General features: G+C 66.5%; 20 protein-coding genes. 11 read left to right on the top strand and 9 right to left on the bottom strand.

Annotated elements, in window-relative coordinates:
* Window positions 1-19: 19 nt before the first annotated feature.
* The 7 genes from ACFSZT_RS14245 to ACFSZT_RS14215 form a co-directional block, all read right to left on the bottom strand.
* Window positions 20-802 carry an enoyl-CoA hydratase/isomerase family protein gene (locus tag ACFSZT_RS14245; protein ID WP_377392147.1) on the bottom strand — a complete coding sequence of 261 codons (783 nt, stop codon included), beginning with the start codon at window positions 800-802 and terminating at the stop codon, window positions 20-22.
* Complete coding sequence (locus tag ACFSZT_RS14240; protein WP_377392150.1) at window positions 799-2,061, bottom strand: CaiB/BaiF CoA transferase family protein; 1,263 nt, start codon at window positions 2,059-2,061, stop codon at window positions 799-801. The genes ACFSZT_RS14245 and ACFSZT_RS14240 overlap by 4 nt, the downstream gene beginning before the upstream one ends.
* The gene (locus ACFSZT_RS14235) at window positions 2,058-3,182 is read right to left on the bottom strand and encodes a citramalate synthase (protein ID WP_377392153.1); all 1,125 of its coding nucleotides are present in this window, start codon (window positions 3,180-3,182) and stop codon (window positions 2,058-2,060) included. Before ACFSZT_RS14235 ends, ACFSZT_RS14240 begins: the two co-directional genes overlap by 4 nt.
* On the bottom strand, window positions 3,179-4,585 hold the full coding sequence (locus ACFSZT_RS14230) for an MmgE/PrpD family protein (protein ID WP_377392156.1): 1,407 nt from the start codon (window positions 4,583-4,585) through the stop codon (window positions 3,179-3,181). Before ACFSZT_RS14230 ends, ACFSZT_RS14235 begins: the two co-directional genes overlap by 4 nt.
* Complete coding sequence (locus tag ACFSZT_RS14225) at window positions 4,585-5,751, bottom strand: acyl-CoA dehydrogenase family protein (RefSeq protein ID WP_377392159.1); 1,167 nt, start codon at window positions 5,749-5,751, stop codon at window positions 4,585-4,587. Before ACFSZT_RS14225 ends, ACFSZT_RS14230 begins: the two co-directional genes overlap by 1 nt.
* A gap of 45 nt (window positions 5,752-5,796) precedes the next feature.
* Window positions 5,797-7,389 carry a thiamine pyrophosphate-dependent enzyme gene (locus ACFSZT_RS14220; protein ID WP_377392162.1) on the bottom strand — a complete coding sequence of 531 codons (1,593 nt, stop codon included), beginning with the start codon at window positions 7,387-7,389 and terminating at the stop codon, window positions 5,797-5,799.
* 166 nt (window positions 7,390-7,555) lie between these two features.
* On the bottom strand, window positions 7,556-8,344 hold the full coding sequence (locus ACFSZT_RS14215) for an IclR family transcriptional regulator (RefSeq protein WP_377478256.1): 789 nt from the start codon (window positions 8,342-8,344) through the stop codon (window positions 7,556-7,558).
* 249 nt (window positions 8,345-8,593) lie between these two features.
* On the opposite strand from ACFSZT_RS14215, the gene ACFSZT_RS14210 reads away from it, so the two are divergent.
* From ACFSZT_RS14210 to leuD, 7 genes are all read left to right on the top strand, one after another.
* Window positions 8,594-9,349, top strand: a complete 756-nt coding sequence (locus tag ACFSZT_RS14210; RefSeq protein ID WP_377392168.1) for an SDR family NAD(P)-dependent oxidoreductase — start codon at window positions 8,594-8,596, stop codon at window positions 9,347-9,349.
* A gap of 114 nt (window positions 9,350-9,463) precedes the next feature.
* The gene (locus tag ACFSZT_RS14205) at window positions 9,464-10,852 is read left to right on the top strand and encodes an aldehyde dehydrogenase family protein (RefSeq protein WP_377392171.1); all 1,389 of its coding nucleotides are present in this window, start codon (window positions 9,464-9,466) and stop codon (window positions 10,850-10,852) included.
* The gene (locus tag ACFSZT_RS14200) at window positions 10,849-12,210 is read left to right on the top strand and encodes an MFS transporter (RefSeq protein ID WP_377392173.1); all 1,362 of its coding nucleotides are present in this window, start codon (window positions 10,849-10,851) and stop codon (window positions 12,208-12,210) included. Before ACFSZT_RS14205 ends, ACFSZT_RS14200 begins: the two co-directional genes overlap by 4 nt.
* Before the next feature lie 64 nt (window positions 12,211-12,274).
* Window positions 12,275-13,783 (top strand): SLC13 family permease, encoded by a 1,509-nt coding sequence (locus tag ACFSZT_RS14195; protein ID WP_377478254.1) that lies wholly within the window; start codon window positions 12,275-12,277, stop codon window positions 13,781-13,783.
* 171 nt (window positions 13,784-13,954) lie between these two features.
* On the top strand, window positions 13,955-14,845 hold the full coding sequence (locus ACFSZT_RS14190; protein ID WP_377392179.1) for an isocitrate lyase/PEP mutase family protein: 891 nt from the start codon (window positions 13,955-13,957) through the stop codon (window positions 14,843-14,845).
* 4 nt (window positions 14,846-14,849) lie between these two features.
* Window positions 14,850-16,268 (top strand): 3-isopropylmalate dehydratase large subunit, encoded by a 1,419-nt coding sequence (locus ACFSZT_RS14185; protein WP_377392181.1) that lies wholly within the window; start codon window positions 14,850-14,852, stop codon window positions 16,266-16,268.
* Window positions 16,261-16,953, top strand: coding sequence for a 3-isopropylmalate dehydratase small subunit (leuD, locus tag ACFSZT_RS14180; RefSeq protein WP_377392184.1), 693 nt, complete (start codon window positions 16,261-16,263; stop codon window positions 16,951-16,953). Before ACFSZT_RS14185 ends, leuD begins: the two co-directional genes overlap by 8 nt.
* Before the next feature lie 266 nt (window positions 16,954-17,219).
* On the opposite strand, the gene ACFSZT_RS14175 is transcribed toward leuD, so the two are convergent.
* Complete coding sequence (locus ACFSZT_RS14175) at window positions 17,220-18,590, bottom strand: NAD-dependent succinate-semialdehyde dehydrogenase (protein WP_377392186.1); 1,371 nt, start codon at window positions 18,588-18,590, stop codon at window positions 17,220-17,222.
* Between the two features lie 152 nt (window positions 18,591-18,742).
* On the opposite strand from ACFSZT_RS14175, the gene ACFSZT_RS14170 reads away from it, so the two are divergent.
* A complete protein-coding gene (locus ACFSZT_RS14170; protein WP_377392188.1) occupies window positions 18,743-19,636 on the top strand; it encodes a LysR substrate-binding domain-containing protein in 894 nt (297 codons plus the stop codon).
* On the opposite strand, the gene ACFSZT_RS14165 is transcribed toward ACFSZT_RS14170, so the two are convergent.
* Complete coding sequence (locus ACFSZT_RS14165) at window positions 19,633-21,357, bottom strand: sigma-54-dependent Fis family transcriptional regulator (RefSeq protein WP_377392191.1); 1,725 nt, start codon at window positions 21,355-21,357, stop codon at window positions 19,633-19,635. The genes ACFSZT_RS14170 and ACFSZT_RS14165 overlap by 4 nt on opposite strands.
* A 242-nt stretch (window positions 21,358-21,599) precedes the next feature.
* On the opposite strand from ACFSZT_RS14165, the gene ACFSZT_RS14160 reads away from it, so the two are divergent.
* The 3 genes from ACFSZT_RS14160 (at window position 21,600) to ccrA (ending at window position 25,613) form a co-directional block, all read left to right on the top strand.
* Window positions 21,600-23,231, top strand: coding sequence for a flavin-containing monooxygenase (locus tag ACFSZT_RS14160; RefSeq protein ID WP_377392194.1), 1,632 nt, complete (start codon window positions 21,600-21,602; stop codon window positions 23,229-23,231).
* Between the two features lie 109 nt (window positions 23,232-23,340).
* Complete coding sequence (locus ACFSZT_RS14155; RefSeq protein WP_377392197.1) at window positions 23,341-24,195, top strand: mycofactocin-coupled SDR family oxidoreductase; 855 nt, start codon at window positions 23,341-23,343, stop codon at window positions 24,193-24,195.
* Window positions 24,196-24,371: 176 nt separating this feature from the next.
* Window positions 24,372-25,613, top strand: coding sequence for a crotonyl-CoA carboxylase/reductase (gene ccrA / locus ACFSZT_RS14150; RefSeq protein WP_377478252.1), 1,242 nt, complete (start codon window positions 24,372-24,374; stop codon window positions 25,611-25,613).

The raw sequence follows: 25,613 nt of genomic DNA, 5'->3' as shown, positions 1-25,613 counted from the left end.
TTACGTTGCAGCGGACCGGTCACCGGCCTCGCCATTGGGGCGAGCGCTTCTCGACGAAAGCACGTACGCCTTCGACGCGGTCCTCGCTGAGGTAGGGGTTGGGCCCCACGTTCAGCCGCAGCGCGGTCTGCACGGGCAGCTCCCAGCCCTTGACCGCCATTTCCTTGTAGCGGCGCAGGGTGAGTGGGGCGTTCGCGGTGATCTCCGAGACCAGTGCCTTGACCTCGGTGTCGAAGTCGGCGCGGGGCACGACGCGGTTCACCAGACCCCACGATCGGGCTTCCTCTGCGGTGATCGACCGGCCGGTGTAGAGCAGCTCCAGGGCGACCGCCCGCGGCATTAGGCGCGGCAGGAGCACCGAGCCCAGGTTGGCACCCATCCCGCGTTTGGCCTCGGGCAGACCGATGGCCACGCCTTCGACGGCGACGCGGATATCGCATGACAGCATCAATTCACAGCCGCCCGCGAGCGCCGCACCGTTGACCGCCGCGATCGTGGGTTTGTACGTCTCGAGCATGACCTCGAACATGTTCCGGTACAGCCCGGTCATCGGGACGTGAATGTCCCGGCCGCTACGGGCGGTCTCGTCCATTTCCTTGAGGTCGCCGCCCGCACAGAACGCCCGGTCTCCGGCTCCGGTCAGGACGACAGCCCATACCTCCGGGTCTTCGCCCGCCCGCACGAACGCCTCGGTCAGTTGCTGGACGGTGGCCGTCGCCAGCGCGTTGCGCCGCTCCGGACGGTCGATCCGGATCCACGCCGTCCGGTCGTGGATCTCGTACCGCACATGCGCTTCCGTCATGCCGGGTCTCCCTTCCGGATTGGTGCGTCGGCGCCGGCGGGTTCGGCCAGCCCGACCACGCCGGAGTCGGCCAACTCGGTCACCTGGTTGGGCGCGAGGCCGATCTCCGTCAAGACGTCCGCGGAGTCGGCGCCCAGTGCTGGTGGTGCCGTCGGGGCCGATGGGTACGCTCCTTCGAAGGTCATGGGCAGGTTCACCACCTGGAAGTTACGGACGCTCGGATGCTCGACCGGTGTCAGCGCACCGATCGCCCGCACCTGTTCATCGGCGAGAACCTGATCAAGGGTGTGCACCGGGGAACACGGCACCTTGTTCTCCGTCAACCGCTTCAGTACCTCCTCGCTCGAGAACCCCCGCGTTACGGCGGAGAGCGCCGCGACGACCTCCGTCCGCTGCTGCACCCGCTCCCGGTTGGTGGCGAATCCGTCGGCCGAGCGCAGATGCTCGGCGTCCAATGCGGAACACAGGCGTGCCCACGTGTCGTCGTTGCCCGCGGAGATGAACACGTGCCCATCGGAGGTCGGGAAGGCACCGTAGGGCACCACGCCCGCCAGACCCGAACCCAGCCGGGAGGGCACGCCGTTGCCCGCAGCGACCGCGAGCAACGGCATCGACACCCACGTCAGCGCTGTCTGGAGCAGGGAAAGCTCGACATGGGTTCCCGAACCGGTGCGTTCCCGGCGGCGTAATGCCTCGAACACCGCCAGCGCGGTCCACATGCCAGTGCCGATGTCCAGGATGGACACCGGCACCCGTGCAGGCTCACCTCCGTCATCACCGGTGATGCTGACGATGCCGCTGTACGCTTGCAACAGTGGATCGTAGGCAGGCTGCCCGGATCGCGGACCGGTCGGGCCGAACCCGGTGAGCTCACAGTAGATCAGCCGAGGGTTCAGTTCCGCGATCCGCTCCGGAGTGAGGCCCAGCGCGGCGAGCGCTCCCGGACGGAGGTTCTGCACGAGCACGTCGCTGCGCCGGATCAGTTCCTCCAGGACACCCATCCCCCGAGGGTCTTTGAAATCGAGGGCGAGACTCCGTTTGTTCCGGTTCAGGGCGAGGTAGGTGACGCTCTGGCCATCCCAGTCCGGCGGCGCCCAGCTGCGACTGTCGTCGCCACGGCCGACCCGCTCCACCTTGACGACCTCGGCTCCGAAATCACCGAGAATCTGAGTCGCCATCGGTGCCGCGACGCTCGTGCCGATCTCCACCACCCGGACGTCGCTCAGCGAACCGCGACCTGGCGTCGGAAGGGCGTTCACGCGCTCACCCCGTCCACCGCATCGCGGGCCTCGGACGTGATGGGGCGCTTCCACGGGGCCGGGTTCCCCGCGTACACAGCCGGTCCCAGCCGGAAGTGCTGTGCCGATTCGATGGTTTCCACCAGCGGCATGTCCATCGGGTACAGCCGGCCCGGACCGGGTCTCGGCCCGGCTTTGGACACGTGGCCGTAGAGCTCATGGCCGACGACCCGCTCGGCGAGGTGAGCCGCTTCGATCAGGGCGTCGATGTCGATGCCGGTGTCGATCCCTTCACCGCGCAACATCTCGACGAGGTCCTCGGTCGGAATCATCTTCGTGGCCCGGCCGTTGCCGCAGTACGGGCACCCTCCCATGCCGCCGATGGAGGCGTCGATGACGAGCGTGTACCGGGAGTCGAGTTCCCTCAGCGCGGCCCATGCCGAGGTCATCGCGGCTCCGCGCGCATCGTGGAGATGCAGGTGCACGGTCCGCACGTCCGGCCAGTTGTCGCGGACCCACGCAACCATGGCCGCGACCTCACGCGGGGTGTTGAAGCTCATCGGGTCGCCGAGGTACACACCCGTGGTGGGAACGCCCGCAGCGGTCCACGCGTCGCGCTGCTCGGTGAGGGCCTCGATCCGCTGGTCCTGGGTGAAGGTGCCCAGCCAGTTGGAGCCCCAGGCCGCGTTCACGGCGACCGTCGCCTCGCGAGCTCCTTCCGCCACAGCCGCGGCGACGACATCGGGCAACGCCTTCCGCTCGTCCTCGGCCGTGCGGGCGGTGTTGCGCTGCACGAACACGTCACACAGGTGCAGCATCGAGCGCCCGACCCCGTCGGGCGGGGCGAGGGGAGGCACGTGCTGGGCACGCCGCTCGACACCACGCGCGTTGAGGGCAAGGGCCGTGTACGTGACGCCGTCCCGCGGGGTGAACCCGGCGATGACGTCCTCGATCCTGGCCATTTGCGGTACCCATTTCGGGCTGACGAAGGATCCGACGACGATGTGTCGCAGTCCGGTGGCGGACAGCGCGTCGAGCAGTTCGATCTTCGCTTCCACCGGGATGTCGGCGCTCTCGATCTGCATGCCCTCGCGCATGCCCTCTTCGACAACGACGACGGTGGGGTTGTCCGGCTGGCTCATACAGTCGCCTCCTGAGGTCGGTGTGGGCGAGCGAGCACGTCCAGGAGGTCACCCGGAACGGTCGCGTGCGGTATCTGCTGAAGTGCGGTCGTGATGCCGTCCGCCTGGGCTGCGGAGAACCCCGCGATCCGGCAGCCTTCGGCAGCCTTCTCGGCAAGGTCGGCGTCCGACAGGGGCGATGCCGCGTCGCCGTAGGTCGTGTCGACCCGCACGCGGTGGGTGTGCCCGTCGCCGGCGTCGATCTCCACGACCGTGAACCCGTCGCGGTAGTCGGCCTCGCCCACCGGCGGGCTGTCCTGCTCGCGCGCGGAGACGACGGCCGCAACACGCGCGACGGCGTCGTCCTGGAGTGCCGTGTCGTCGAAGTGCGCCAGCGTGACCTTGCCGTACACCAGGGCCACGCCCAGGACGTAAGCGAGGTTGAACTTCGCTTCCGTGCCGTTGGCAGGCCGCCGGTCGATGAGCGGCCGGAGCCCACCAGGCTCGGTGACGACCCGGATCGCCTGTGGGCTGCGACCGCCCAGCTCACGGCGAATCCGCAGCACGGCGTCGATGGCGCGGTGTGTGGCGTAGCAGGCGGGGTAGAATTTCTGCGCCCAGTCGCAGGCCCAGCGGCTCCGCCAGGCGACGAGGTCCTCGGCCAGCGTCGCCAGCCGCGCGGCGTCCTTGTCGCCGTAGAGGTCGAAGAATCCGCCCGTTGCTTCGAGTATCCGGGAGCCGGCGGTGAACCCGGACTCCGCGAGGGCGACAGCCATGACGGCGTCTCTCGCGGCCAAACCGGCGTGCAGCGGTTTGGTCATGCTGCCGAAGTTCGCCAGGCTCCCCGCTGCCAGGGAACCGGCCAGCCCGAGTGCGTGGCCGCAGGCGCGTTCGTCGAGACCGACCAGCGCGGCCACTGCGGCCACCGCCGCCAGCCTGCCCACGGTGGCCGTGGTGTGCCAGCCCCGGCCGTAATGCACTGCACGAGGAAGTGCCTGGGTCAGGCCGCGGAACACGGCGGCACCGACATCGTGCGCGCGCACCAGGTCGCTGCCCGACGTCCCGCGCTCCTCGCTCACCGCCAGGAGCGCAGGCAACAGGACCGTGCTCGGGTGCATGGCGCTGCCGGGCGAGACGTCGTCCCAGTCGAGGGCATGTCCTGACGTGCCATTGCACAGCGCCGCGGTCGCCGCCGACACGCGCTGCCCGGAGGTCCACACCGTCGAACGGCCGGTGCTGCCCTCACTCGTGATCCACTGGCGCAGGATGCGGTCCGGGGCTGTCCCCATCCCGGCGAGGGCCGAGCCGACCGTGTCGAGGATTGCCCGGCTCAATGCCGTCTCGTGGCCCGGTTGCGGTGACCGCGTGCCGGCGATGAAGGCCGCGACCGCCTCGGTCGTCTGGTGGCTGTATGCGTTCGCCATCAGTACGACTTGGGCAGGCCGAGGGTGCCGTGCGCGATGCCGGCCAGGACGATGTTGTTACTGATCGGCGCGATCATCGGCAGGCGAGCCTCCCGGAAGCGCCGCTCGATGCCGTACTCCTCGGCGACGCCGTAGCCACCGAAGGTGTCCATCGCGGCGTTCGCGGCGGCCCACAACGCCTTCGAGGCCAGCAGCTTGGCCGCGTTGACCTCGAACTGGGGTTGCTTGCCCTCGGCGAATAGGCGTGCCGCGGTCCAGCGCATGAGGCTGGCGGCCTGCAGCTCCGTATAGGCGGTGGCGAGCGGGAACTGGATGCCCTGGTTCATGCCGATCGGGCGGCCGAACACCTCGCGGGTCCTGGCGTATTCGACAGCACGGTCGATGAAGTACAGGCCCGCGCCGATGTACTCGGAGGAGGTCAGAATCCGCTCGGCATTCATCCCGCTGAGGATGTAGCGGAACCCCTTGCCCTCCTCCCCGATCCGGTTGGCGACGGGAACCCGTAGGTCGGTGATCGACAGCTCGTTCGTCTCGTGGTTGACCATGGTCTTGATCGGCCGTGCCTCGATCTGCCCGTCCGCGATGGCTTGGCGGAGGTCGACGAGGAGGACGGTCATGCCGTCGGTCTTCCTCTGCACGTCCTCGTAGCGGGTGGTCCGAGTCAGCAGAAGCAGCAGGTCCGAGTGCTGGACCCGCGATGTCCAGATTTTGCTGCCGTTGACGACGTACTCGTCGCCCTCCCGCTGGGCGAACGTCCTGATGCGCGTCGTATCCGTGCCGGCGTCCGGCTCGGTGACGCCGAAGGACTGCAGGCGGAGCTTGCCCGCCGCGATGTCGGGCAGGTAGCGCTGCTTCTGCTCCCCGCTGCCGTGCCGGAGGATCGTGCCCATCGTGTACATCTGCGCGTGCGCGGCCGAGGTCGCACACCCGTTGCGTTCCAGCGTCTCCAGGATCAACGCGGCATCGGCGACCGTGCCACCGCCGCCGCCGTACTCCTCCGGGATGAGCACGGCCAGCCAGCCACCGTCGGTCAGTGCCTGGACGAACTCGTCGGGGTATCGCCCTTCCGCGTCCACCTTCGTCCAGTAGTCCTGCCCGAACTGCTGAGCCAGCTCGGCGACGGCTTCCTGCAGGGCTCGCTGATCGTCGGTCAGCTCGTGAGACATCGGCTCTCCTTGGTCTTACGGGGTCACGGCGGCGCCGTGATGGGTTCAGGTGGAGGTGCCCACGACGACGTCGAGGACGAGCGGCTCGGGCAATCCGGCCAGATCCGAAGGCAGCGCGTCCAGCTCGGCCACGAGCTCCTCGTAGGAGGTGACGCGTTTGGCGGGGCAACCGAGGGCAGTGGCCAGCCCGGCGACATTGACATCGGCGAAGTCCGGCCATGGCGCCTTACCCCCCGCCACCTGCGCGAGGTGATTCATGATCGCGTAGGCGCCATTGGACAGGACAACGAACAAGACCCCCAGCCCATAGCGTTGCGCCGACCACAGTGCCTGGATGCCGTAGAGCGACGATCCGTCACCTACCACCGCGACCACCGGCCGTTGCGGTTGCGCCATCTTCACGCCGATCGCGGCCGGCAGCGCGAAGCCCAGCCCACCCATCGCGGCGCTGAGAAAGCCGAGCGGACGGCTCGCCGGTACGTGTTGCTGCAAGTCGAGCCGGGTTGACGGGCTTTCCTCGACGAGGACGGTCTCCGGGGACAACCGCTCGGCCAACGCTCCGAAGACGTGCTGGGCGAGCAACGTCTCGCCCGGTTTCCACGGCGTCTGGCGTGGCTGAGCCGCCGGGAGATCGCCGGCGTCGGCCGGGCGTTGCTGCACGATGTCGGCCAACCGGTCGAGGAAGCCTGCGAGCGGGGTCATGATGGCCAGGTCTGCGGTGCTGTGCGTGAGGTCCGCCGGATCATCGCTGACGACGGCGACCTCTACGTCATCCCGGAAGAAGGGCCCTGGTTCGTAGCGATACTGCCGCAACGAGGCCGCCCCGACCACGAGGACGAAGTCGTGGGGGTCCAGGGCCGCCCGGACGCCCGATCGGTGCGCCGGGAGGTGACCCGCGAAATGCGGCGACGTCTGGGGAAAGCCCGCCCGGGCTCCGAACGCCTCTTGCCAAACCGGGAGCCTCAGCCGTTCCGCGAGCCGGGTCAGGGCGGCCCAGCACCGGCTCTCGTCAGCGCGGGCACCGGCGACGACAACAGGCCTGCTCGCCCCTGCGATCCTCGCGGCGAGCTCCTGGCACGCGTCCTCGTCCACCCCGGAGGCGAGAGTCATCGACCGGGGCGCGGTCAACGCGCGCACCTTGTCCGCTTCCGCCTGCCAGTCGTCCATCGGCACAACGACGAGCGCCGGTCCGCGCCGCACCCGCGCCTCATGATGGGCCCGAGCGACGAGCGAAGGGACGTCCGACGGCCGGGCCGGGGTCGTCGCCCACACGACGTAGGGACCGGCGAGGTCCTCAAGTTGGCCGGCCAGGAACGGCTCGGCCGTCAGGTGCCTGCGGTCCTGCTGACCGACGAGCACGACCAGCGGCGCGCGATTCTCCCTGGCCGTGGCCAGCGCGCCGACCGCGTTCCCCAACCCAGCCGTGGTGTGCAGTAGTGCGAGCGCCGGCCGGTCGGAGCCGATCGCCCACCCCGTCGCCATCCCGACGACCGAACCCTCATGCAGGCCGAGGACGAATTCGATGTCGCCGGGCAGGTCGACCAGCAGGTCCACCTCGGTCGACCCGGGATTGGAGAAGATGCGTGTCATTCCCAGATCGCGGAGGACGCCGAAGAACGCGTCCTTCACTGTTGGCATCGCTGGCACTCCTGACTTCAGGTGTCGACGGCCGCGCGGGCGGGGGCCGAACCGTTCCCGATCGGACGACGGCAAGTCTCGTTCTCTGCGGTCGACTATGCGCTCGAGCGCACGGCACGGTCACCCCGTGCTCTCACCTGACGGAAAACCGGAAGTCGCGAGCCCTTCATCCAGGTTCGGTGTTCTGCCTCGAGATCGCGCGCGCGACGGTCTTGACCAGTGGGATGAGCTTCGGGACGTCTATGCGATCGTCCGGCATGACCACCGAGACGCTGGCGACGACCGTTCCTGTCGAGTCACGGATGGGAGCGGCCACCGAAGCCGTACCCATGGACGCCTCGTTGCGGGACACGGCCACCCCGGTTTTCCGGACCTCCGCCAGTGCGCGCCGCAACTGCGCCGGGTCGGTGATGGTGTACTCCGTGCGACGCACGAGGCCGTGCGCGATCACGTCGTCCAGCAGCTCGGTACCTCCGTGAGCGAGTAGCACCTTTCCCGGGCCGGTGGCATACAGCGGAAGTCGCCGGCCGACACCGGACATCGCCTGCACCGAGCGCCGCCCGGAAATCTTTTCGACGTACAGCAGGTCCAGTCCGTCCCGGACACCGAGATGCACCACCTCGTGGGTAGCTTCGTACAGGTCCTCGAGGAAGGGCAGCGCAATATCCCGTAGCTGGCGCGCTTGGGGCACCTGAGAGCCCAACTTCCAGAACTTCAAACCGAGCCGGTATCGACCACGGCCGGTGCGCTCGACACCACCCCAGTCGACCATGGTGGCCAGCATCCGGTGCACGGTGGACGGTGGGAGGTCAGTCTTCCTGCATATCCCCGTGATCGTCTGTTCCTCCTGGCTGCCCGCGAAGGCGTCCAGAATCACGAAAGCGCGGCGCAGCACCGCCTTCTCCGGCGATCGTGATGAGCCGGCTTCGGGCTGCTGATGGGGCGACGATGCCATGGCGTGAGCCTAAATGACGACGCAATATCTTCCATTGGGCGAGAGAAAGACCACATCCGGCACGCGTTGATACCGGTTCCTACACCCGGACCGTCACCGTCCGTGGAAGAAGTCCGAACGCAGCGTAGATATTCCACTCTGTGCGACGTGCCCTGGCGTAGCGGGGCAGCCGGATTAGCATTCGCCGGAAGTATGGCCGGGTCTACCGGCGGAGTATGCCACGGATCGTGGTTGATCAAGGGAGCATCAATGGAGATATCCTTCGCCGGTCGCGCGGTGATCGTCACAGGGGGTGCGGGCGGGTTCGGAGCCGCCACCTCGATCGCGTTTGCCAAAGCCGGAGCCCATGTCGTTGTCTCGGACATCAATGTCGAGGGCGCGGCAGCGGTGGCGGAGAAACTTCCGTCGGCAATCGCCGTACGCACGGACGTCACCGATGCCGACTCGATGCGCGAGCTGATGGACCGCACGGTCGACGAGTACGGACGGCTGGATGTGCTCGTGAACAACGCCGGTATGCCGCATCCGCTTACCTCGGTTGTCGACATGGGATCCGCAGACATCGACCAGCAAGTGGCCATCAATTTCCGTAGCGTCGTGCTGGGCTGTAAGTACGCGCTGCCGTACCTACAAAAGCAGCAGGAATCCTCGGTGGTGAACGTCGCCTCCATCTCCGCACGACGACCCCGGCCGGGATCAACTGTCTACTGCGCCACGAAAGCGGCCGTGGAATCTTTCACTCGTGGATTCGCCGCCGAAGTGGCGCCACAAGTCCGCGTGAACGCGGTGAGCCCGGTCATCGCCGAAACAGGATTCGTCAAGAGCGCCTTCGGGGTCGACTCCCTTCCCGACGACACACGAAAGTCCATGGTCGATGGAATCCCCATGGGGCGTACCGCAGACGTGGAGGACGTAGCGAACGCGATCCTCTATCTCGCGTCAAGCAAGGCCACCTTCCTCACGGGCGTGTGCCTCGACGTGGACGGCGGCCGGAGCATCAGCTGACACGAAGCCACTGCGGAACGACAGCGACCGACCCGACAGAAGGGCGTGAAAATGGACGCGGTATACGGACATTGGATCGGCGGCCGTGAGGTCGCCGACACGGGAGCCACACGGATGACCACCAGGAGTCCGGCAGACGGTAAAGAAGTCGCATCGGTCATCCTTGGAACACCGGCAGATGTAGCCGCGGCCGCCGACGCCGCTACCAGCGCGCTCCCCGCCTGGCGTGACCAAGACCCCACGGCTCGGGGCAGACTCCTCACGGCGTTGTCGTCGGCCATCACGGAGAACTCGGCCCGGCTCGCGGAACTCGAATCAGCCGAAACGGGCAAACCGGACTGGCTCGCGTCCACCGAAGTTGCGAACGCCGCCCTCTACTTCGAGTTCTACGGCGGCCTGGTGCACGCACTTCACGGTGAAACGATTGATCTCGGGCCGCAGTACCACTGCTTCACCCGACGCGAACCGTTCGGCGTGGTCGGCGTGATCACGCCCTGGAACGCGCCCCTCAACCAAGCCGCCCGAGCCGTCGCGCCGGCACTTGCCGCAGGAAACACCGTGGTCGTCAAACCCTCGGAATTCACCTCGGCGACGACATTGGAACTCGCAAGGCTGGCCACCGAGGTCGGTATTCCAGCCGGCGTGCTCAATGTCGTCACAGGGCACGGTGAAGAAGCCGGCGCCGCTTTGGTGCGGAACCCTCACGTACGCAAACTCGCGTTCACCGGATCACTTCGCGCGGGGCGAGACGTCGGCAAGATTGCCGCGGACCGGGTCCTTCCGTTGACCCTGGAGCTGGGTGGCAAGTCCGCGAACATCGTGTTCGCCGATGCTGATCTGGATCGAGCTGTCGCCGGATCTCTGCGAGCGTTCTCCGCCAACACCGGTCAGACCTGCACGGCGGGAACCAGGTTGCTGGTGCAGCGCGAAATCCACGATGAGTTCGTCGACAAGCTCACCGCCGCGGCGCAGGAGCTGGAGATAGGGCATACCCTCGGCCCGGTTACCACCGCCGCGCAATACGCCAAGGTGCACGAGTACTTCGACATCGCGCACGCTGATGGGGCTGTCGCAACGCTCGGAGGTGCACCACTGGCCGACCCGCCCGATTCGGGCTTTTTCGTCGCGCCGACGATCTACACCGCCGTACACAACAAGATGCGAATCGCTCGCGAGGAGATATTCGGGCCCGTGGTGGCGGTCATCCCGTTCGACACCGAAGATGATGCCGTCGCCATTGCCAACGACTCCGAGTACGGCCTCGCAGCCGGCGTCTGGACCGCGGACGTCTCGCGCGCACTCACCGTCGCAGGACGACTGGAAGCCGGTCAGGTATACGTCAACACCTGGCTTTCCCCCATGGTTCAGACCCCATTCGGCGGCTACAAATTGAGCGGCTACGGACGCGAAAAAGGCGCCGAGGCACTTCAGCATTACACCCAACTCAAATGCGTTGCCGTCGAGCTGGCCCCCGGACCGCACGCGGGAAGGATCGGAAGATGAGCAGGGACACCGACAGCACTGCCCACCATGGCATGCGCAAGGTCGTTTTCGCCAGCACAATCGGGACGACCGTCGAATGGTACGACTTCTTCCTCTACGGTTCAGTAGCCGCGCTGGTCTTCAACAAGATCTTCTTCCCGAGCTTCGACCCGCTGGTCGGCACCTTGCTCGCGCTCGCGGGTTACGCCGTCGGATTCATAGCACGCCCGCTCGGCGGGCTGGTGTTCGGGCATTTCGGCGATATCCTCGGCCGCAAGAAGATGCTTGTTGTCAGCCTGGTCCTGATGGGCGCGGCGACCGTGGCGATCGGCCTTGTGCCATCCTACGATTCCATCGGCATAGCCGCCCCGATCATCCTGGTCTGCCTTCGCCTGCTGCAGGGGTTCGCCGTGGGTGGCGAGTGGGGCGGTGCGGTCCTGATGCTCTCCGAGCGCGGCGACGGCCGTAGACGCGGCTTCTGGGCGGCGTGGGCACAGTCCGGCCTCGCACTCGGGCAGGCCCTGTCCGTCGCTGTCCTCGCGATCTTCGCGGTGACGATGGCCGATGCGACTTTCGAGGCGTGGGGCTGGAGAATACCATTTCTCGTCTCCGGCGTGCTGGTCGTGGTCGGGTTGTGGGTTCGCCTCTCGATTGCCGAGTCAGAGGTCTTCTTACGCGCGCAACGAAAAGGACGGCCCCGCAGAACACCTTTGATAGAGGTACTGAAACACTACAAGCGGGAATTGCTTGTCGCCATGGGCGCACGCTTCTGCGAAAACATCGCCGGATATGTGTTCACCGTCTTCGTGTTGACATACGCGACGAGCCACGCCGGCTTCGATCGCTCGGACGCTCTGTTGGCGGTGTTCGTCGCCGCGCTGGTGCAGTTCGCCGGCATCATCGGCTGGGGTCACCTGTCTGACCGACTCGGGAGGCGACCAGTGATCCTCTTCGGCGCGGTCGCCCTGGGCGTGTGGTCTTTCATCGCCTTTCCGCTCATCGACACAGGGTCGACAGTACTTTTGATCGTCGCGGCCTCAGTGGGACTGCTGCTCCATGCGGCTAGCTTCGGCCCGCAGGGCGCGTTCTTCTCCGAACTGTTCGGTACCAGCGTCCGCTACAGCGGGGCCTCGATCGGAGCACAGTTTGCCTCTATTTTCGCTGGAAGTGTTGCTCCCCTCATATCGGTGGCGCTACTCGATGCGTTCGGCTCGTCCGTCCCGATCTCCGTCTACATCGCTGTCGGCGCAATAGTGACTATCCTCGCAGTGGCACTGTCCAAGGAGACGGTGAACAGGGATCTGAACTTCGATACCGACAGCGACCTCAGATCGGGAAGCCCTGCCCCGGTCTCGGCACACGAGGTCGACGACACCTGAACCAACCACGGGTTGTTACACGAATCGCAGCCGGGGCGGCGTCTACTCAGCCGCCCCGGCTTGCATGCGTACTCGTGCCGCGCACAGCACTGCATCCCGGAACGATCTTCCACTGACTGAGAGAGCCCACTGTGCACGCCAGAGGCGTGTGCCACGGTCCTCGCAACGACGTGACAGGGAAGTCGCGCGACGAATGATTGGGCGATACATGTCAATCGACCTTCTCGCTGTGCTCGTCCTGCTCGCGGTCTTCGCAATCGGGACGTTCAGCTCCGTCAATCTCGGCGTGCTCGGTCTGGTGGCCAGTTTCGCGGTCGGAGGCCTCGTACTGGGCGAGAGCACCGAGGAGATCCTGTCGGGGTTTCCGGCCGATCTCTTCTTGCTCCTGTTCGGGATTACGTATCTGTTCTCGATCGCGACCGTGAACGGAACGATGAACTGGATCGTGTCCTCGCTTGCCAGATTCGTGGTCCGGGGAAGACCCGCGGTCGTGCCTTGGCTGGGCTTCTTCGTAGCTTCGGCGGCCACCTCTGCTGGGGCAGCGGGCCCCGCGGTGGCGGGTCTCGTGTCGGCAATGGGGATGTCCCTGGCGGCCATGTTCGACATCCGCCCGATGCTGGTGGCCGTCATGGTGATCACGGGAACCCTCGCGGGGTACTTCTCGCCCATCGGCCCGATCGGCGTGGTGTCCAACCAGGCATTGCGCAACATCGGGTTCCCCGCCAGCCCGATAACGGCATTCCTTGCCATCTTCGCGTTCAACACGGTGCTGGCCGCCGTCATCTACTTCCTGTTCGGCGGGCGGTCCTTGCTCGGCAGCAGGAAGGCGGTACTCGCCGAAACAACCGCCACGAGCGCCGCGGTCCCCGCCGGCGTGACCACGGCTCCCCGGCCAGGAACGGGTGGCTCCGATTCGGCCGGCCCCGTCGACCCGCCCTCGTCCGGTTCGGTGGATACCGAGGCGGTACCCGCGGCAGGAAAGCTGAACAAAGCGCAGACCACCACACTTGCGGCGATCGCGGCCGTGGCCATCGGAGCCCTGGGATTCGACCTCGATATGGGCTTCCTGTCGCTTATCACCGCCGCGCTCCTGCACCTGCTGTTTCCCCGCAAGGACGCGATGCAGCACGTCAGCTGGATGGTGATCGTCCTGATCTGCGGTGTGGTGACCTACATCGCGGCCCTCGAGCGTGCAGGCACCATCACCCGTATCGGCGAGAGCCTCGCCGGTGTCGGCTCACAGTTCGTCACAGCCCTGCTGCTCTGTGCCGCCGCCGCGTTCCTGTCCGCGTTCGCCTCGAGCATCGCGACCATCACGGCGATCATCCCACTCGCAGCTCCGCTGCTTCTGTCCGGCGACGTCAGTGGGCTTGGCATGTTCATCGCGATCTTGGTCTCCGCCAGCCTCGTCGACGCGAGCCCGTTGACCTCGACCGGAGCACTCGTGGTCGCGAATACCGCCGAGAACGATCAGCGACGGGTTTATCGCGGGCTACTGGCTTGGGGACTTTCCATGATCGTGGTCGCCCCGATACTCGCGTGTCTCGTGTTCGTCCTGCCATCCATGCTGTGAAGCGGGAGTGCCGGATTGCGGCCGAAGACGACTCGTTCACGCACGTGATGGTCGAGGTCGTTCTGCGCGGCCGCGGTCAACCCGGGCTTCCCACGTGAACCGCCTCATCGGCGCAGCCCTGGTAGCTCCGCATCGGTTTGACAGATCGCATCGTCGCGATAGGAGAAGTCAGTGACAACACTCTCGGCCACACCCCGCAAACGCAGCATGCGCGCCACGCTTGCGGATACGGACATGCTCATCATGTTCGGGGCATACGACGCGCTCAGCGCACGTATCATCGAGCAGTCCAGCAGTCCGGCCCTGTTCGTCAGTGGTTTCGGTGTAGTGGGTGCGCGGTATGGCGTTCCCGATATAGGGCTGCGAAGCTTCGGCGATATCAGCGCGACAGTTCGCGACATCACAGCGGCTGTCTCGATTCCGGTCCTGGTCGACGCCGACGATGGCTACGGCGATGTCAAGAACGTCGTGCACACCGTCCGTAGCTACGAGCAGATCGGCGCAAGTGCCGTCATGATCGAGGACCAGCAATGGCCCAAGCGATGTGGGCACATGGCGAACAAGACGGTGGTGCCGCGTGCTGAGTTCGTAGCCAAGATCCGCGCGGCGGCGGCTGAGCGTTGCGATCCTGAAACGATGATCTTCGCGAGAACCGACGCACGCGCGGTTCACGGCTTGGCCGACGCCCTACACCGCGCCGAGGCTTGTCTGGACGCCGGCGCGGACGCATTGTTCATCGAGGCGCCGGAAACCGTCGAGGAGCTCGAACGCATCGGCGCGGAGTTCGACGTCCCGTTGCTCGCGAATCCCCTTCCCGGGGGCGTCTCGCCGGTCCTGTCTCCGGAAGAATACCAACAGTTGGGCTTCTCAATCGTCTGCTACGGGATCACACCCGTTCTCACGGCCGCGGGCGCCATCCGGTCCCGCATCAAGGACATCCAACACGGTCGCTTCGCACTCGCAGATCGCGATATGAGCTTCGCCGACTTCAAGGAGCTCGTCGGGCTGCCGGAGTGGGAGTCGATCGAAGAACGCCACCGTGACATGACCGCGGAGGGTTGAGATCATGCCGGCTACGCTGTTCGAAAAGGTGTGGTCGCGACACGTCGTGCGCGATCTGGGAGACGGCTTCGCGCTCCTCTTCGTTGACCGGCACATGATCAACGATGTCGTCGGCAGGGGTCTGCTGACCCTCAACCGACGTGGACTCGCCGTGTGCCACCCGGAACTCACGTTCGCCGGGGCTGACCACACGGTCGCGACACTGTGGAACGCAACCGACGACGAGCGCACCTCCGCAAATCCGTTCGTCACCAACCTCAGGGACAACGCGCGGCGCCATGGCTTCCGGCTGTTCGACACAGACGATCCCGACTTCGGGATCATTCACATCGTCGCGGCCGAACAAGGCATCGCGCTGCCCGGCGCCACCGTCGCGTGCGGTGACAGTCACACCTGCACGCTCGGAGCGCTCGGCGCGCTGGCTTGGGGGCTCGGGCAGTCCGACGTCGTCCACATCCTCGCTACGCAAACCATGGTCCTGCGCAAGCCGAAGACCATGAGGATCACTGTGGACGGACAGCTTTCCCCGGGAGTCACCGCCAAAGACCTCGTGCTGTACATGATCTCTCGTATCGGGGTGCATGGCGGCGCTGGATACGCGGTCGAGTTCGCCGGAGAGGCGATTCACGCGCTGCCGATGGAGGGTCGCTTCACGGTGTGCAACATGTCGATCGAGTTCGGAGCGCGGTTCGGCATGATCGCGCCTGACGACGTCACCGTCGCATACCTCGACGGCAGCCCGCACGGTCCACAGGGCGAGGACTGGCAGAGAGCCGTCGAAGACTGGCACAGTCTACCGACCGATCCAGGGGCCACCTTCGACCGGGAGCTGCGTTTCGATGCCCGCGACGTGACTCCGCAAATCTCGTGGGGAATCACTCCCGCACAGACGATCGGCATCGACGAGGCCGTTCCGTCGGCACCGTCGGATGAGCACACCGTGCGCGCAACCCACGAGGCCGCACTGAGCTATGTGGACCTCACCGAGGGACAGCGCCTGGCCGGAGTCGACGTCGACATGGTCTTCATCGGATCGTGCGTGAACGCGCGGCTGTCCGATCTACGCGCCGCGGCAGACGTGGTGCGGGGCAAGCGGGTCGCCGAGCACGTCACGGCCTGGGTCTCACCAGGCTCGGAACGTGTGCGCCGGGAAGCGGAGGCCGAGGGGCTCGATCAGGTGTTCCTGGAGGCCGGGTTCGGCTGGGGCCGTGCAGGATGTTCGATGTGTGCGGGAGCGGGCGACCAGATGCGCGAGACCGGCCGGCCCGGGCAGCGCATTGTCTCCACCACCAACCGGAACTTCATCGGACGTCAGGGGCCGGACGTCCGGACACATCTCGCGAGTCCGGCTACCGCCGCCGCGGCGGCCATCGCCGGACACATCGTCGACCCACGCACCGTGACGGGAGCCACGCATGCCTGACCCCTTCGTCGTCGTACGGTCCAAGGCCGTCCCCCTGCTCCGCAGTGACATCGACACCGACAGTATCTCCCCCGGAACGGTCAGGTCCGAGCGGAAAACCGGCCAGCACTTCCGCGAGAGAACGGAATCCGCTGACGACTTGTTCGCCAACTGGCGATATCACGCCGACGGCTCACCGCGGCCGGATTTCGTGCTCAACGACCCCGGTTACTCCGGTGCCCGGATTCTGCTTACCGGTGACAATTTCGGCTGCGGTAGCTCCCGGGAGTCGGCCGTGTGGCTCCTGGCTGCATGGGGGTTCCGGTGCATCATCGCTCCGAGCTTCGCCGAGATCTTTCTGGGCAACTGCTACGCGAACGGTGTGTTACCGCTGACGCTTCCCACTGCCGTCATCACTCGGCTGGCCGACCAGGCTCGCCCGCGAGACGATGCGCTGTTCACCGTCAACCTCGAGGATTGCTGCCTGACAACACCGTCCGGTGAGCGCATTCCGTTCAGCCTGTCCGGCTTCCGCCGACGCAACCTCCTGGAGGGCCTCGACGCCATTCAGGCCACGATGGCCGAGGCGGAGTCGATCAAGACCTTCCATGTCCGAGCACGCGCGCAGTGGCCGTGGTTGTACCCGGATGTTCAGGTCGCGGGCCCGACATATGGCGTGGACAGCATCCAACAGCACAATGATTAGCCGCGCGCTGCGGGCGACCTGCCGCCGATTCTGACTGCGTACATCAACCTCGTGCAGCCGGCAAAACGGTCTGTGGGCTTGTCCCCGCGCCGGTATTCGGCCTTCTCGGCCTCAGACGAGCCTTCGACAGGTGCCGGTTCCCCGCCGCCGACGGTCACCTTCCCTGTCAACGGACCTGCTATGCATAAGGGTCCGTAGGCCCCTGTCGGCAGCAGTGCAGTAGCTACCGTCTCACGTGGACACGGGGTGATCGTCGTCTGATCCTCTCACGGTGTGCGGATCAGCTTCTTGTTGGCGAATTCCTCCAAGCCGAGGCGGCCGAGCTCACGACCGGTTCCCGAGTTCTTCACACCACCGAAGGGCAACTCCGGTGCGCTGCGAATGACCTGGTTCACGCCCACCATCCCCACGTCGAGGCGGTCCGCGACGCGCGCCGCCTCGTCCGGATCCGGACCGAAGACGGCGCCGCCCAACCCATACGGCGAGTCGTTCGCCAAGGCGACCGCCTCGTCCACCGAACCGACCTGGTAGAGAACGGCCACGGGACCGAAGAGCTCCTCGTGCCAGGCACGCATCTGAGGCGTCACGCCGGACAGGACGGTCGCCGGGTAATAGGCGCCGTCGCCTTCGGGGACTACCGCGCCCACATGCGCCGTGGCCCCCTTGGCGAGGGCATCGTCGACCTGCGCCGCGAGGTCCGCGCGCGCCGCCGTCGAAGCCATCGGACCCAGCTGCGTGCACTCCTCTCGGGGATCGCCCATCGTCAGCTCACCCACCATCTCGACGAAGGCCGCGACGAACTTGTCCCAGACCTGCGTGTCGACGATGATCCGCTTCGAGGACGTGCACGCTTGTCCACCGTTGAAGAAGCGGCCGGCGACCGCGGCCGACACAGCGTGTTCGATGTCGACGCCGGGGAGCACGATCAGCGGATCCGATCCGCCGAGTTCCAGTACACACTTCTTCAGGTGTTGTCCAGCCACGGCGCCGACAGCGCTACCTGCGCGTTCGGATCCGGTGAGCGAGACGCCCTGGATCGCTGGATGCGCGATCATGTCCGCGACCTGCGCGGAGCTGGCGAACACGTTCTGGTACACGCCGTCCGGAGTTCCGGCCTCCCGTAGCAGCTCCTCGATCCGCAATGCCTGCTGCGGACAACTGCTCGCGTGTTTGAGCAGGACAGTGTTGCCCAGCAGTAGGTTGGGCGCCACGAATCGGGCGACCTGGTAGTACGGGAAGTTCCACGGCATGATGCCCAGAAGCGCGCCGATCGGCGCTTGCCGGATGAAGGCACGCCCCGGCCCGTTGACCTTCAGCTCCTCGTCTGCGAGCAGGTCGACGCCTTCGATGGCGTAGTAGTCGTAGATCGACGCCGACAGCTCCACCTCGCGACGAGCCTCGGAGATCGGCTTACCCATCTCCAGCGTCATCAGCTCGGCCATCTCCTGGGCGTGCTCCCGGTGGAGCTCGGCCACGCGCGTCAGCGTCGCCGCGCGGTGCTCAACGTCCGTCTCCCGCCACGTCAGGAAGGCAGCCTGCGCCGAGTCGAGCGCCCTGGCGACCTCCGTGTCGCTGATCGTCGCGAACTCGCGCACGAGACGGCCGTTCGTCGGGTCCACGGTTGCGTACTGCGTCATGTTCCATCCTCCGCGCGATGGGCTTGCGGGCCGGTGGGCTGAGTCCCATCGTGTGCCGACCGGCGCGGCGAGCGGTGTGCCAGATCGACACACCTGACCGCGGCTCGACCTGGGATGCTCGGAACGCGGCCTGCTGGACACGGGAGGTAGCGGTGGACATCGCGCAGGTTCGGGCCTTTCTCGCCGTCGCCGAGGATCTGCACTTCGGCCGTGCCGCAGAGCGCCTGCGCATCGGCCAGCCGCCGCTGTCCCGCACGATCAAGCATCTCGAACGCGAGCTCGGCGTCACGCTGTTCGACAGGACCACCCGCTCGGTCCGCCTGACGCCGGCGGGTCAGGCGCTGGTGACACCCGCACGTGAGGTCCTGGAAGCGGTGCGGAGGGCGCAGACGTCGGTGCGTTCGGGAAGCGAGGAGTCCGGGCTCGTGCGTATCGCCTTCGCCGGCCTGTCCACTCACCGCTTGGTCGCCGGTCTGGCGCGTGCCGTTCGGTCACGGAGTCCCGGCATCCAGCTGGACCTGTTCAGTCACACCTACGCGCGGCCCGCCCTGAAGAAGGTGATCGACTCCGAGACCGACATCGCACTCGGGCGCTGGCGCGACATCCCTGCCGGGCTGTCGTCACAGGTCGTGATGGCCGATTCGCTGGTCATCGCGTTGCCCGACACGCATGTCCTTGCAGGAGCACGCCGGATCTCGCTGGGTCAACTGGCCACCGACACGTTCATCACCCTGCCCGCGGACTACGGCTCCGTCCTCACCGAGCAGCTGGTACTCCTCGCGGAGTCGACGGGGTTCACGCCGAAGATCGTGCAGGAGGCCCCCGACACGCAGACCGCTCTGGCACTCGTCGGCGCGGAGGTGGGCTGCCACCTGACGCTCGCGTCGGTCGCCGAATGCGTGTCGGATCCCCACGTGGTGCTGTTGCCGATCGACGAGGTCGGCGGGAGTGTCGACATGCGGGCCGCGTGGCGCGCCGATCACGGCGATCCGGCCCTGTCCGCGGTGATCGAGGAGCTCTTCAGGCTCAGTAGGGGTGCGCGTTAGAGCGACCCCTCGTCGGTATCGAGCTTGAGCCGGCGCAGGCGCCGGTACAGGGTGCTTCTGCCGATGCCCAACAGGTCGGCCGCTCGGGACTTGTTGCCACCTGCCGTGTGCAGAGCTCGGATGATCGCCTCCCGTTCGGCCTCCTCCAGGAGTGAGAGCTCACGCCTCGGGGACTCCTGCCGGAGGTGGGGAGGAAGGTCGCGGCGTTGGATGACGGGGCCCGGTGTCTCACCCGCCAGCGTGGTGATGGTCTCGACGAGCTCCGCGAGGTCGCCTGGCCATCGCCACTGCATGAGGGCTTGCAACGCCGCAGGTGAAATAGCGCGGCGATGCTCTGCGGGCAGCGACTCGAGGACCTGTTCGACGAGGCCGGGTATCCGTTCGGGCGTATGGGACAGAGCCTCGAGGCGGACCTCAGGACCGATGCGCTCGACCACGGCGCGCAGCTCCGGCTCCGACTCGGCGACGCAGGCCGTGAGCACGAGCGTGCCCCTCCGGACACCTGCTCCAGGTCGCCGGTCGACGAGATCCCGCAGATCAGCGACGTCTGACGCGCAGAGGCGCTCGGTACGACGGAGGAGGACGTCGCAGCCGGCATCGAGAAGCCGGGCCATCCGGCTCCACGCGGGCCCCACCCCCGGGGTGACGACGAACTCGTGCAGCGCTCCCGCCGAGCGGTCACGGTGCAGGCGACGGGCCACGGTGGCCCGGCCAGACCCGCGGGGTCCTTCGACGACGATGACCTCCTTCGCCAGGTCGCGCACCGCCCGCCTGGCAGAGGCAACCACGGCGTCACCTGCGGCCGACGCGTGCGCGTCGGGTGGCGTCGGTTCCGTTCGATCGTCGAAGTGGAGCACGAAGTGCACCTTCGGTCCCGCGAGTACCCGCCGGGCGAGGACCTCTGCGGGAACCTCGTCGAGTCGGAGTCGTCTGGCTCCTTCGCGCTTCCAATCCTCGGCGTTCAGCGTCTCCCAGAGAAGGACGTGGGTCCCGACGCTCACGTACGGGAGCGCCGGTGTATTCGCCAGCATCGACTGTTCGTCGATGACGACGGTGGGTCGGCTGGAGTTGGTGTAGCGCATGAACGACAGTGCGAGCGCGAGGTCCTGAGGCCGCGAGGAGGCGCGCAGGCAATCCTCGATCTGGTTGCCGATCTCCCGGGCGACACAGAGCATGAAGTCGGTCGTGCTGGCGGCCGGCCCGTTGAGGGAGATGGCGCCGGCAACCGATCCTGACGGCGCCATGATCGGCACGGCCGCGCAGGTGAGGCCGGCCAGCGCGGTCTTGTAGTGCTGGCTGCCCTGCACGCACACCGGTGTGGCCTCGGCTATGGCGGTGCCCAGTCCGTTGGTGCCGATCGACTCTTCGGAGGAGTCGTAGCCCGGCGCGACGTGCAGCCGGTCGAGGTGTCGCAGCACGCTCCTGTCGCTGCTCAGCCGGGCAAGGACGCTCCCGGCGCGATCACACAGGAGCAGCGAGGTCTCGGTGTCGGCGAGCTTGTGCTGCCACCGTTCGAGCACCGGTGTCGCCGAACGGACCAGTCTCGACTCGACATTGATGTCGCGGAAGCGCTCGTTCACCCCTTCGGTAGCGACGCCGCTGCTGATCGAGCGCCGCCAACTCCGCAGGATCCGGTCGGGCACCACACCGTCGACGTGCACCTCGCTCCGGAGACCGGCACGGACCAATTCCTCTCGTGCGGCAACTACCGGATCTGTCATCGCCGACCCGCCTGCTCACGCTGGTCGCGCTGATCGAGCCATGCCCGCTGGGCGCGGACGGACCGCTCGGTGCGGACAACAATCCTCATTGATTGCTTCCTCCCCGGGTATAGATCCCGCCTCGGACAGCCGAATCGAGCGTGTCCCAGATCGGAACATCGCGCGTCCCGGCCGACCTTGAATCATGAGGCCTGTACGTGACGTACGCAACACCGGTCGCAGATTCCGAAGGAGCAACGGCCATGAACGACACCTCATCCGGCCAGGTCTGCAAGCTCGATGCACTCGTCGTAGGCGCGGGCTTCGGCGGGATCTACATGCTGCACAAGCTGCGCAACGACATGGGGCTGGATGCCATCGGGCTCGACAAGGCAGGCGGCGTCGGAGGCACGTGGTTCTGGAACAAGTATCCCGGTGCCCTGTCCGACACGGAGGCGCCGTTCTACCAGTACAGCTTCGACCGCGAGCTCTACGAGCAGACCCGGTGGACGAGCAAGTACGTGCGGCAGCCCGAGATTCTGGCCTATCTCAACGGCGTCGTCGACCGCTACGCCCTGCGACAGCACATCGAGCTGGAAACGACCGTGACCGCCGCCGGCTTCGACGAAGCGACCGCCACGTGGACCGTGGAAACCGACCGCGGGGTGACGTACGAGTGCCGGTTCCTCATCAACAGCCTCGGCCTGCTTTCTGCGATCAACATCCCTGAGTTCCCCGGCATCGACCGCTTCGCCGGTCGCGTGGTCCACACGGCCGCCTGGCCGGAGGACCTCGACGTGTCCGGAAAACGCGTCGGTGTCATCGGCAACGGATCGACCGGCAACCAGGTGATCACCGCGACGGCCCCCATCGTTGCCCACCTGACCTCGTTCCAGCGGACTCCGCAGTACAGCGTCCCGGCCGGGAACCGGGAGCTGTCACCCGAGGTCCTGCAGGCGTACCGGGACAACTTCGAGGCGAACTGGGAGCAGGTCCGCAACTCCACCGTCGCAATGGGTTTCGTGGAGAGCGAGGTGGCGACCTTCAGCGTCTCGGCCGAGGAGCGTGAACGGATCTACCAGCGGGCCTGGGACGAGGGCGGCGGCTTTCGCTTCATGTTCGAGACCTTCAACGACGTCGCGACCGACGCAGCAGCCAACGAGGAGGCGGCGGCGTTCATCCGCCGCAAGATTCGCGAGATCGTCTCCGATCCCGAAACGGCGCGAAAGCTGACACCGCACGGTCTCTACGCCCGGCGGCCATTGTGCGACTCCGGCTACTACGAAACCTTCAACCGTCCCAACGTGTCGTTGGAACGGATCGACGAGAACCCGATCACGCACCTTACGGAGAAGGGAGTTGTCACGGCGGACGGCCGGCTCCACGAGCTCGACGTCCTCATCCTCGCGACCGGGTTCGACGCGGTCGAAGGCAACTACCGCCGTATCGACATCCGTGGGCTCGGTGGGCAGCGACTCGCGGACCACTGGGCCGACGGTCCCAGTGGCTATCTGGGAATGGTGACCAGCGGCTTCCCGAACATGTTCATGGTGCTGGGGCCGCAAGGACCGTTCGTGAACAACCCACCCATGATCGAGGCGGAGGTCGACTGGATCGCCGACCTGATCGGACATGTCATGAACGGCGACGCGCGCTGGATCGACGTCAGGCAGGAGAGCGAGTCCGCGTGGCTGGAAACATGCTCCGAGGTCGCTCACCAAACACTCTTTCCCAAGGTGTCGTCCTGGATCTTCGGAGGCAACGCACCGGGCGGAAAGGAGACGGTGCTGTTCTTCCTCGGCGGGTTGAAGGACTTCCGTGAGGCGCTGGCCCGCGAGGCCGACCAGGGATATCCGAGCTTCAGGTCCGACGTCGCCGCCCTCAGCTCCGTCTGAGCCGCAGAGATCGAGAACAAGAGGTCGTGGCTGTGGATGCGCAATGTCACGGCCACGTGCCTCACAACGTTTTTCCGTGCTCAACGCACACGATAGATGGGAGATTCTCATGGGAAAGCTCGACGGTAAGGTCGCGTTCGTGACCGGAGCCGCGCGGGGTCAGGGGCGCGAGCACGCCCTCGCCCTTGCTCGCGAGGGTGCGGACATCATCGGCATCGATATCGCTCGCGACATTGCCACGGTGCCGTACAGCCTTGCGACAGAGCAGGACCTGAAGGCGACCGGCGCGGACGTCGAAGCACTGGGCAGGCGCGCGCTGTTCGTCAAGGCGGATGTCCGGAATACCGCCGACCTCGATGACGTCGTTGCGCGGGGAATCCGCGACTTCGGGAAGATCGACATTGTCGTCGCCAACGCCGGGATCTATTCCCAGGACAATTTCTGGGAGATGTCCGAGGAGAAGTGGCAGGACATGATCGACGTCAACCTCACCGGCGTGTGGCGTTCGGTGAAGGCGGTCGCGCCGCACCTGATCGAGCGTCAGGAGGGCTCGGTGGTGTTGACGGCGTCGGTCAACGGCTTCCAGCCGGGCTATCAGCTCTCGCACTACGTCGCCTCCAAGCATGCGGTGGTCGGGCTGACGAAGAACTTCGCCAACGAGCTCGCCCCTTACGGTGTCCGGGTCAACGCCGTCGCTCCTGGCGCGATCGACACCACGATGCTCAACAACCCGCCCATCTACGAGCGGTTTGCCGGCAATCCGAACGGGACTCGAGAGGACGCCTGGGAAAGCGTCCGGCACTTCCACCTGCTCAAGGACCGCTCGATGCTCCCGTCCGAGGCCGTCAGCAAGGCGATCGTGTGGCTGGTGAGCGACGACGCCGAGCACATCACCGGTATCGCGCTCCCGGTGGACGCCGGGCACCTGGCGATGGACGGGTACAACCCCTACCCCTTCAAGTAGGCCTGCCGGTGACGGCCGGAGGGAGCGGGCTCGCCGTTCTGTCCTGCTCCCTCCGCCGGCGCTTTTGTTTCCGCACGCCGCTGCGATCCGCTGTCAGGCAAGCCAAGCCGAAGTGAGAAGGAAGCCAAGTGACAAGTGCCTCAGCCAACGAACGCCGCAGCGTGGCGACCCCCGGAGTGGACGCCACCCCCATCGGGGAACTGCCGCGGCTGGGTGTGGTCCCAACCATGATGCACGCGCAGGTGGTGCGCCCCGACAGGTATGGCGACCCGGCCGTCGCCTTCCAACACGAACTGGTCGCCACTCCGCCCATCGGGCGCGACGAGGTGCTGATCGCTGTGATGGCGGCCGGGATCAACTACAACAACGTGTGGGCGGCGCGCGGCTGCCCTGTCGATCAGGTACGCACCCGGCAGAAACGAGGAGAAACCGAAGACTTCCACATCGGAGGATCGGATGCTTCGGGCATTGTCTACGCCGTTGGCGAGGACGTAACGCACCTGAGCATCGGCGACGAAGTCGTGATCCACCCAGGGGTCTGGGATGCGGACGACCCATGGGTGCAGAGTGGCAAGGACCCCATGATCGCGCCGTCGGCGAAGATCTGGGGATACGACACCAACTACGGGTCGTTTGCACAGTTCGCTCGCGCCCAGGCGCACCAGGTGCTGCCGAAGGCCGAGCATCTGAGCTGGGAAGAGGCGGCGGCACCGACCCTTGTCGGTACGACGGCCTACCGGATGCTGCACGGTTGGCAAGGCAACACCGTGCACGACGGTGACCTGGTCCTGGTCTGGGGTGGCTCCGGCGGACTCGGCACGCAGGCTTGCCAGCTCGTCAGGCTCGCCGGCGGGCGAGCGGTCGCCGTGGTATCCGACGACGAGCGCGGCACATACGCGATCAAGTTCGGCGCGATCGGCTACCTCAATCGCCGGGAGTTCGGCCACTGGGGAGTCCCGCCCCTCGTCGACGATGCGGCCGGGCAGAAGGAATGGTCAGCAGGCGCACGCGCGTTCGGCAAGCGACTCTGGGAGATCACCGGAGCACGCGAGGATCCGGCCATCGTCTTCGAGCACCCGGGAGCAGCGACGATCCCCACGAGCATCTTCCTGTGCCGGCCAGGCGGCATGGTCGTCATCTGCGCCGGCACGAGCGGTTTCGACGCGATGGTCGACCTCCGCTACCACTGGACCCGTCAGAAGCGGTTGCAGGGATCCCACGGCACCAATGACGAGCAGGCGATCGCCTACAACGATCTCGTGCGTGCCGGGAAGATCGACCCGTGCGTCGGTCGTGTCCTGGGATTCGACGAGGTCGGAGCAGCGCACGCGACGATGGGACGCGGCGAGGACGTATTCGGCAACACGACAATTCTGGTCGGCGCGTCTGTCCCCGGACTCGGTCGTAGGAAGGACTGA

It is taken from the genome of Prauserella oleivorans, from assembly GCF_042685745.1.
GTDB classification, from domain to species: Bacteria; Actinomycetota; Actinomycetes; order Mycobacteriales; family Pseudonocardiaceae; genus Prauserella_A; species Prauserella_A oleivorans.
Note: the sequence above shows the minus strand (reverse complement) of the source record. Positions and strands in the feature narration are given on the sequence as shown.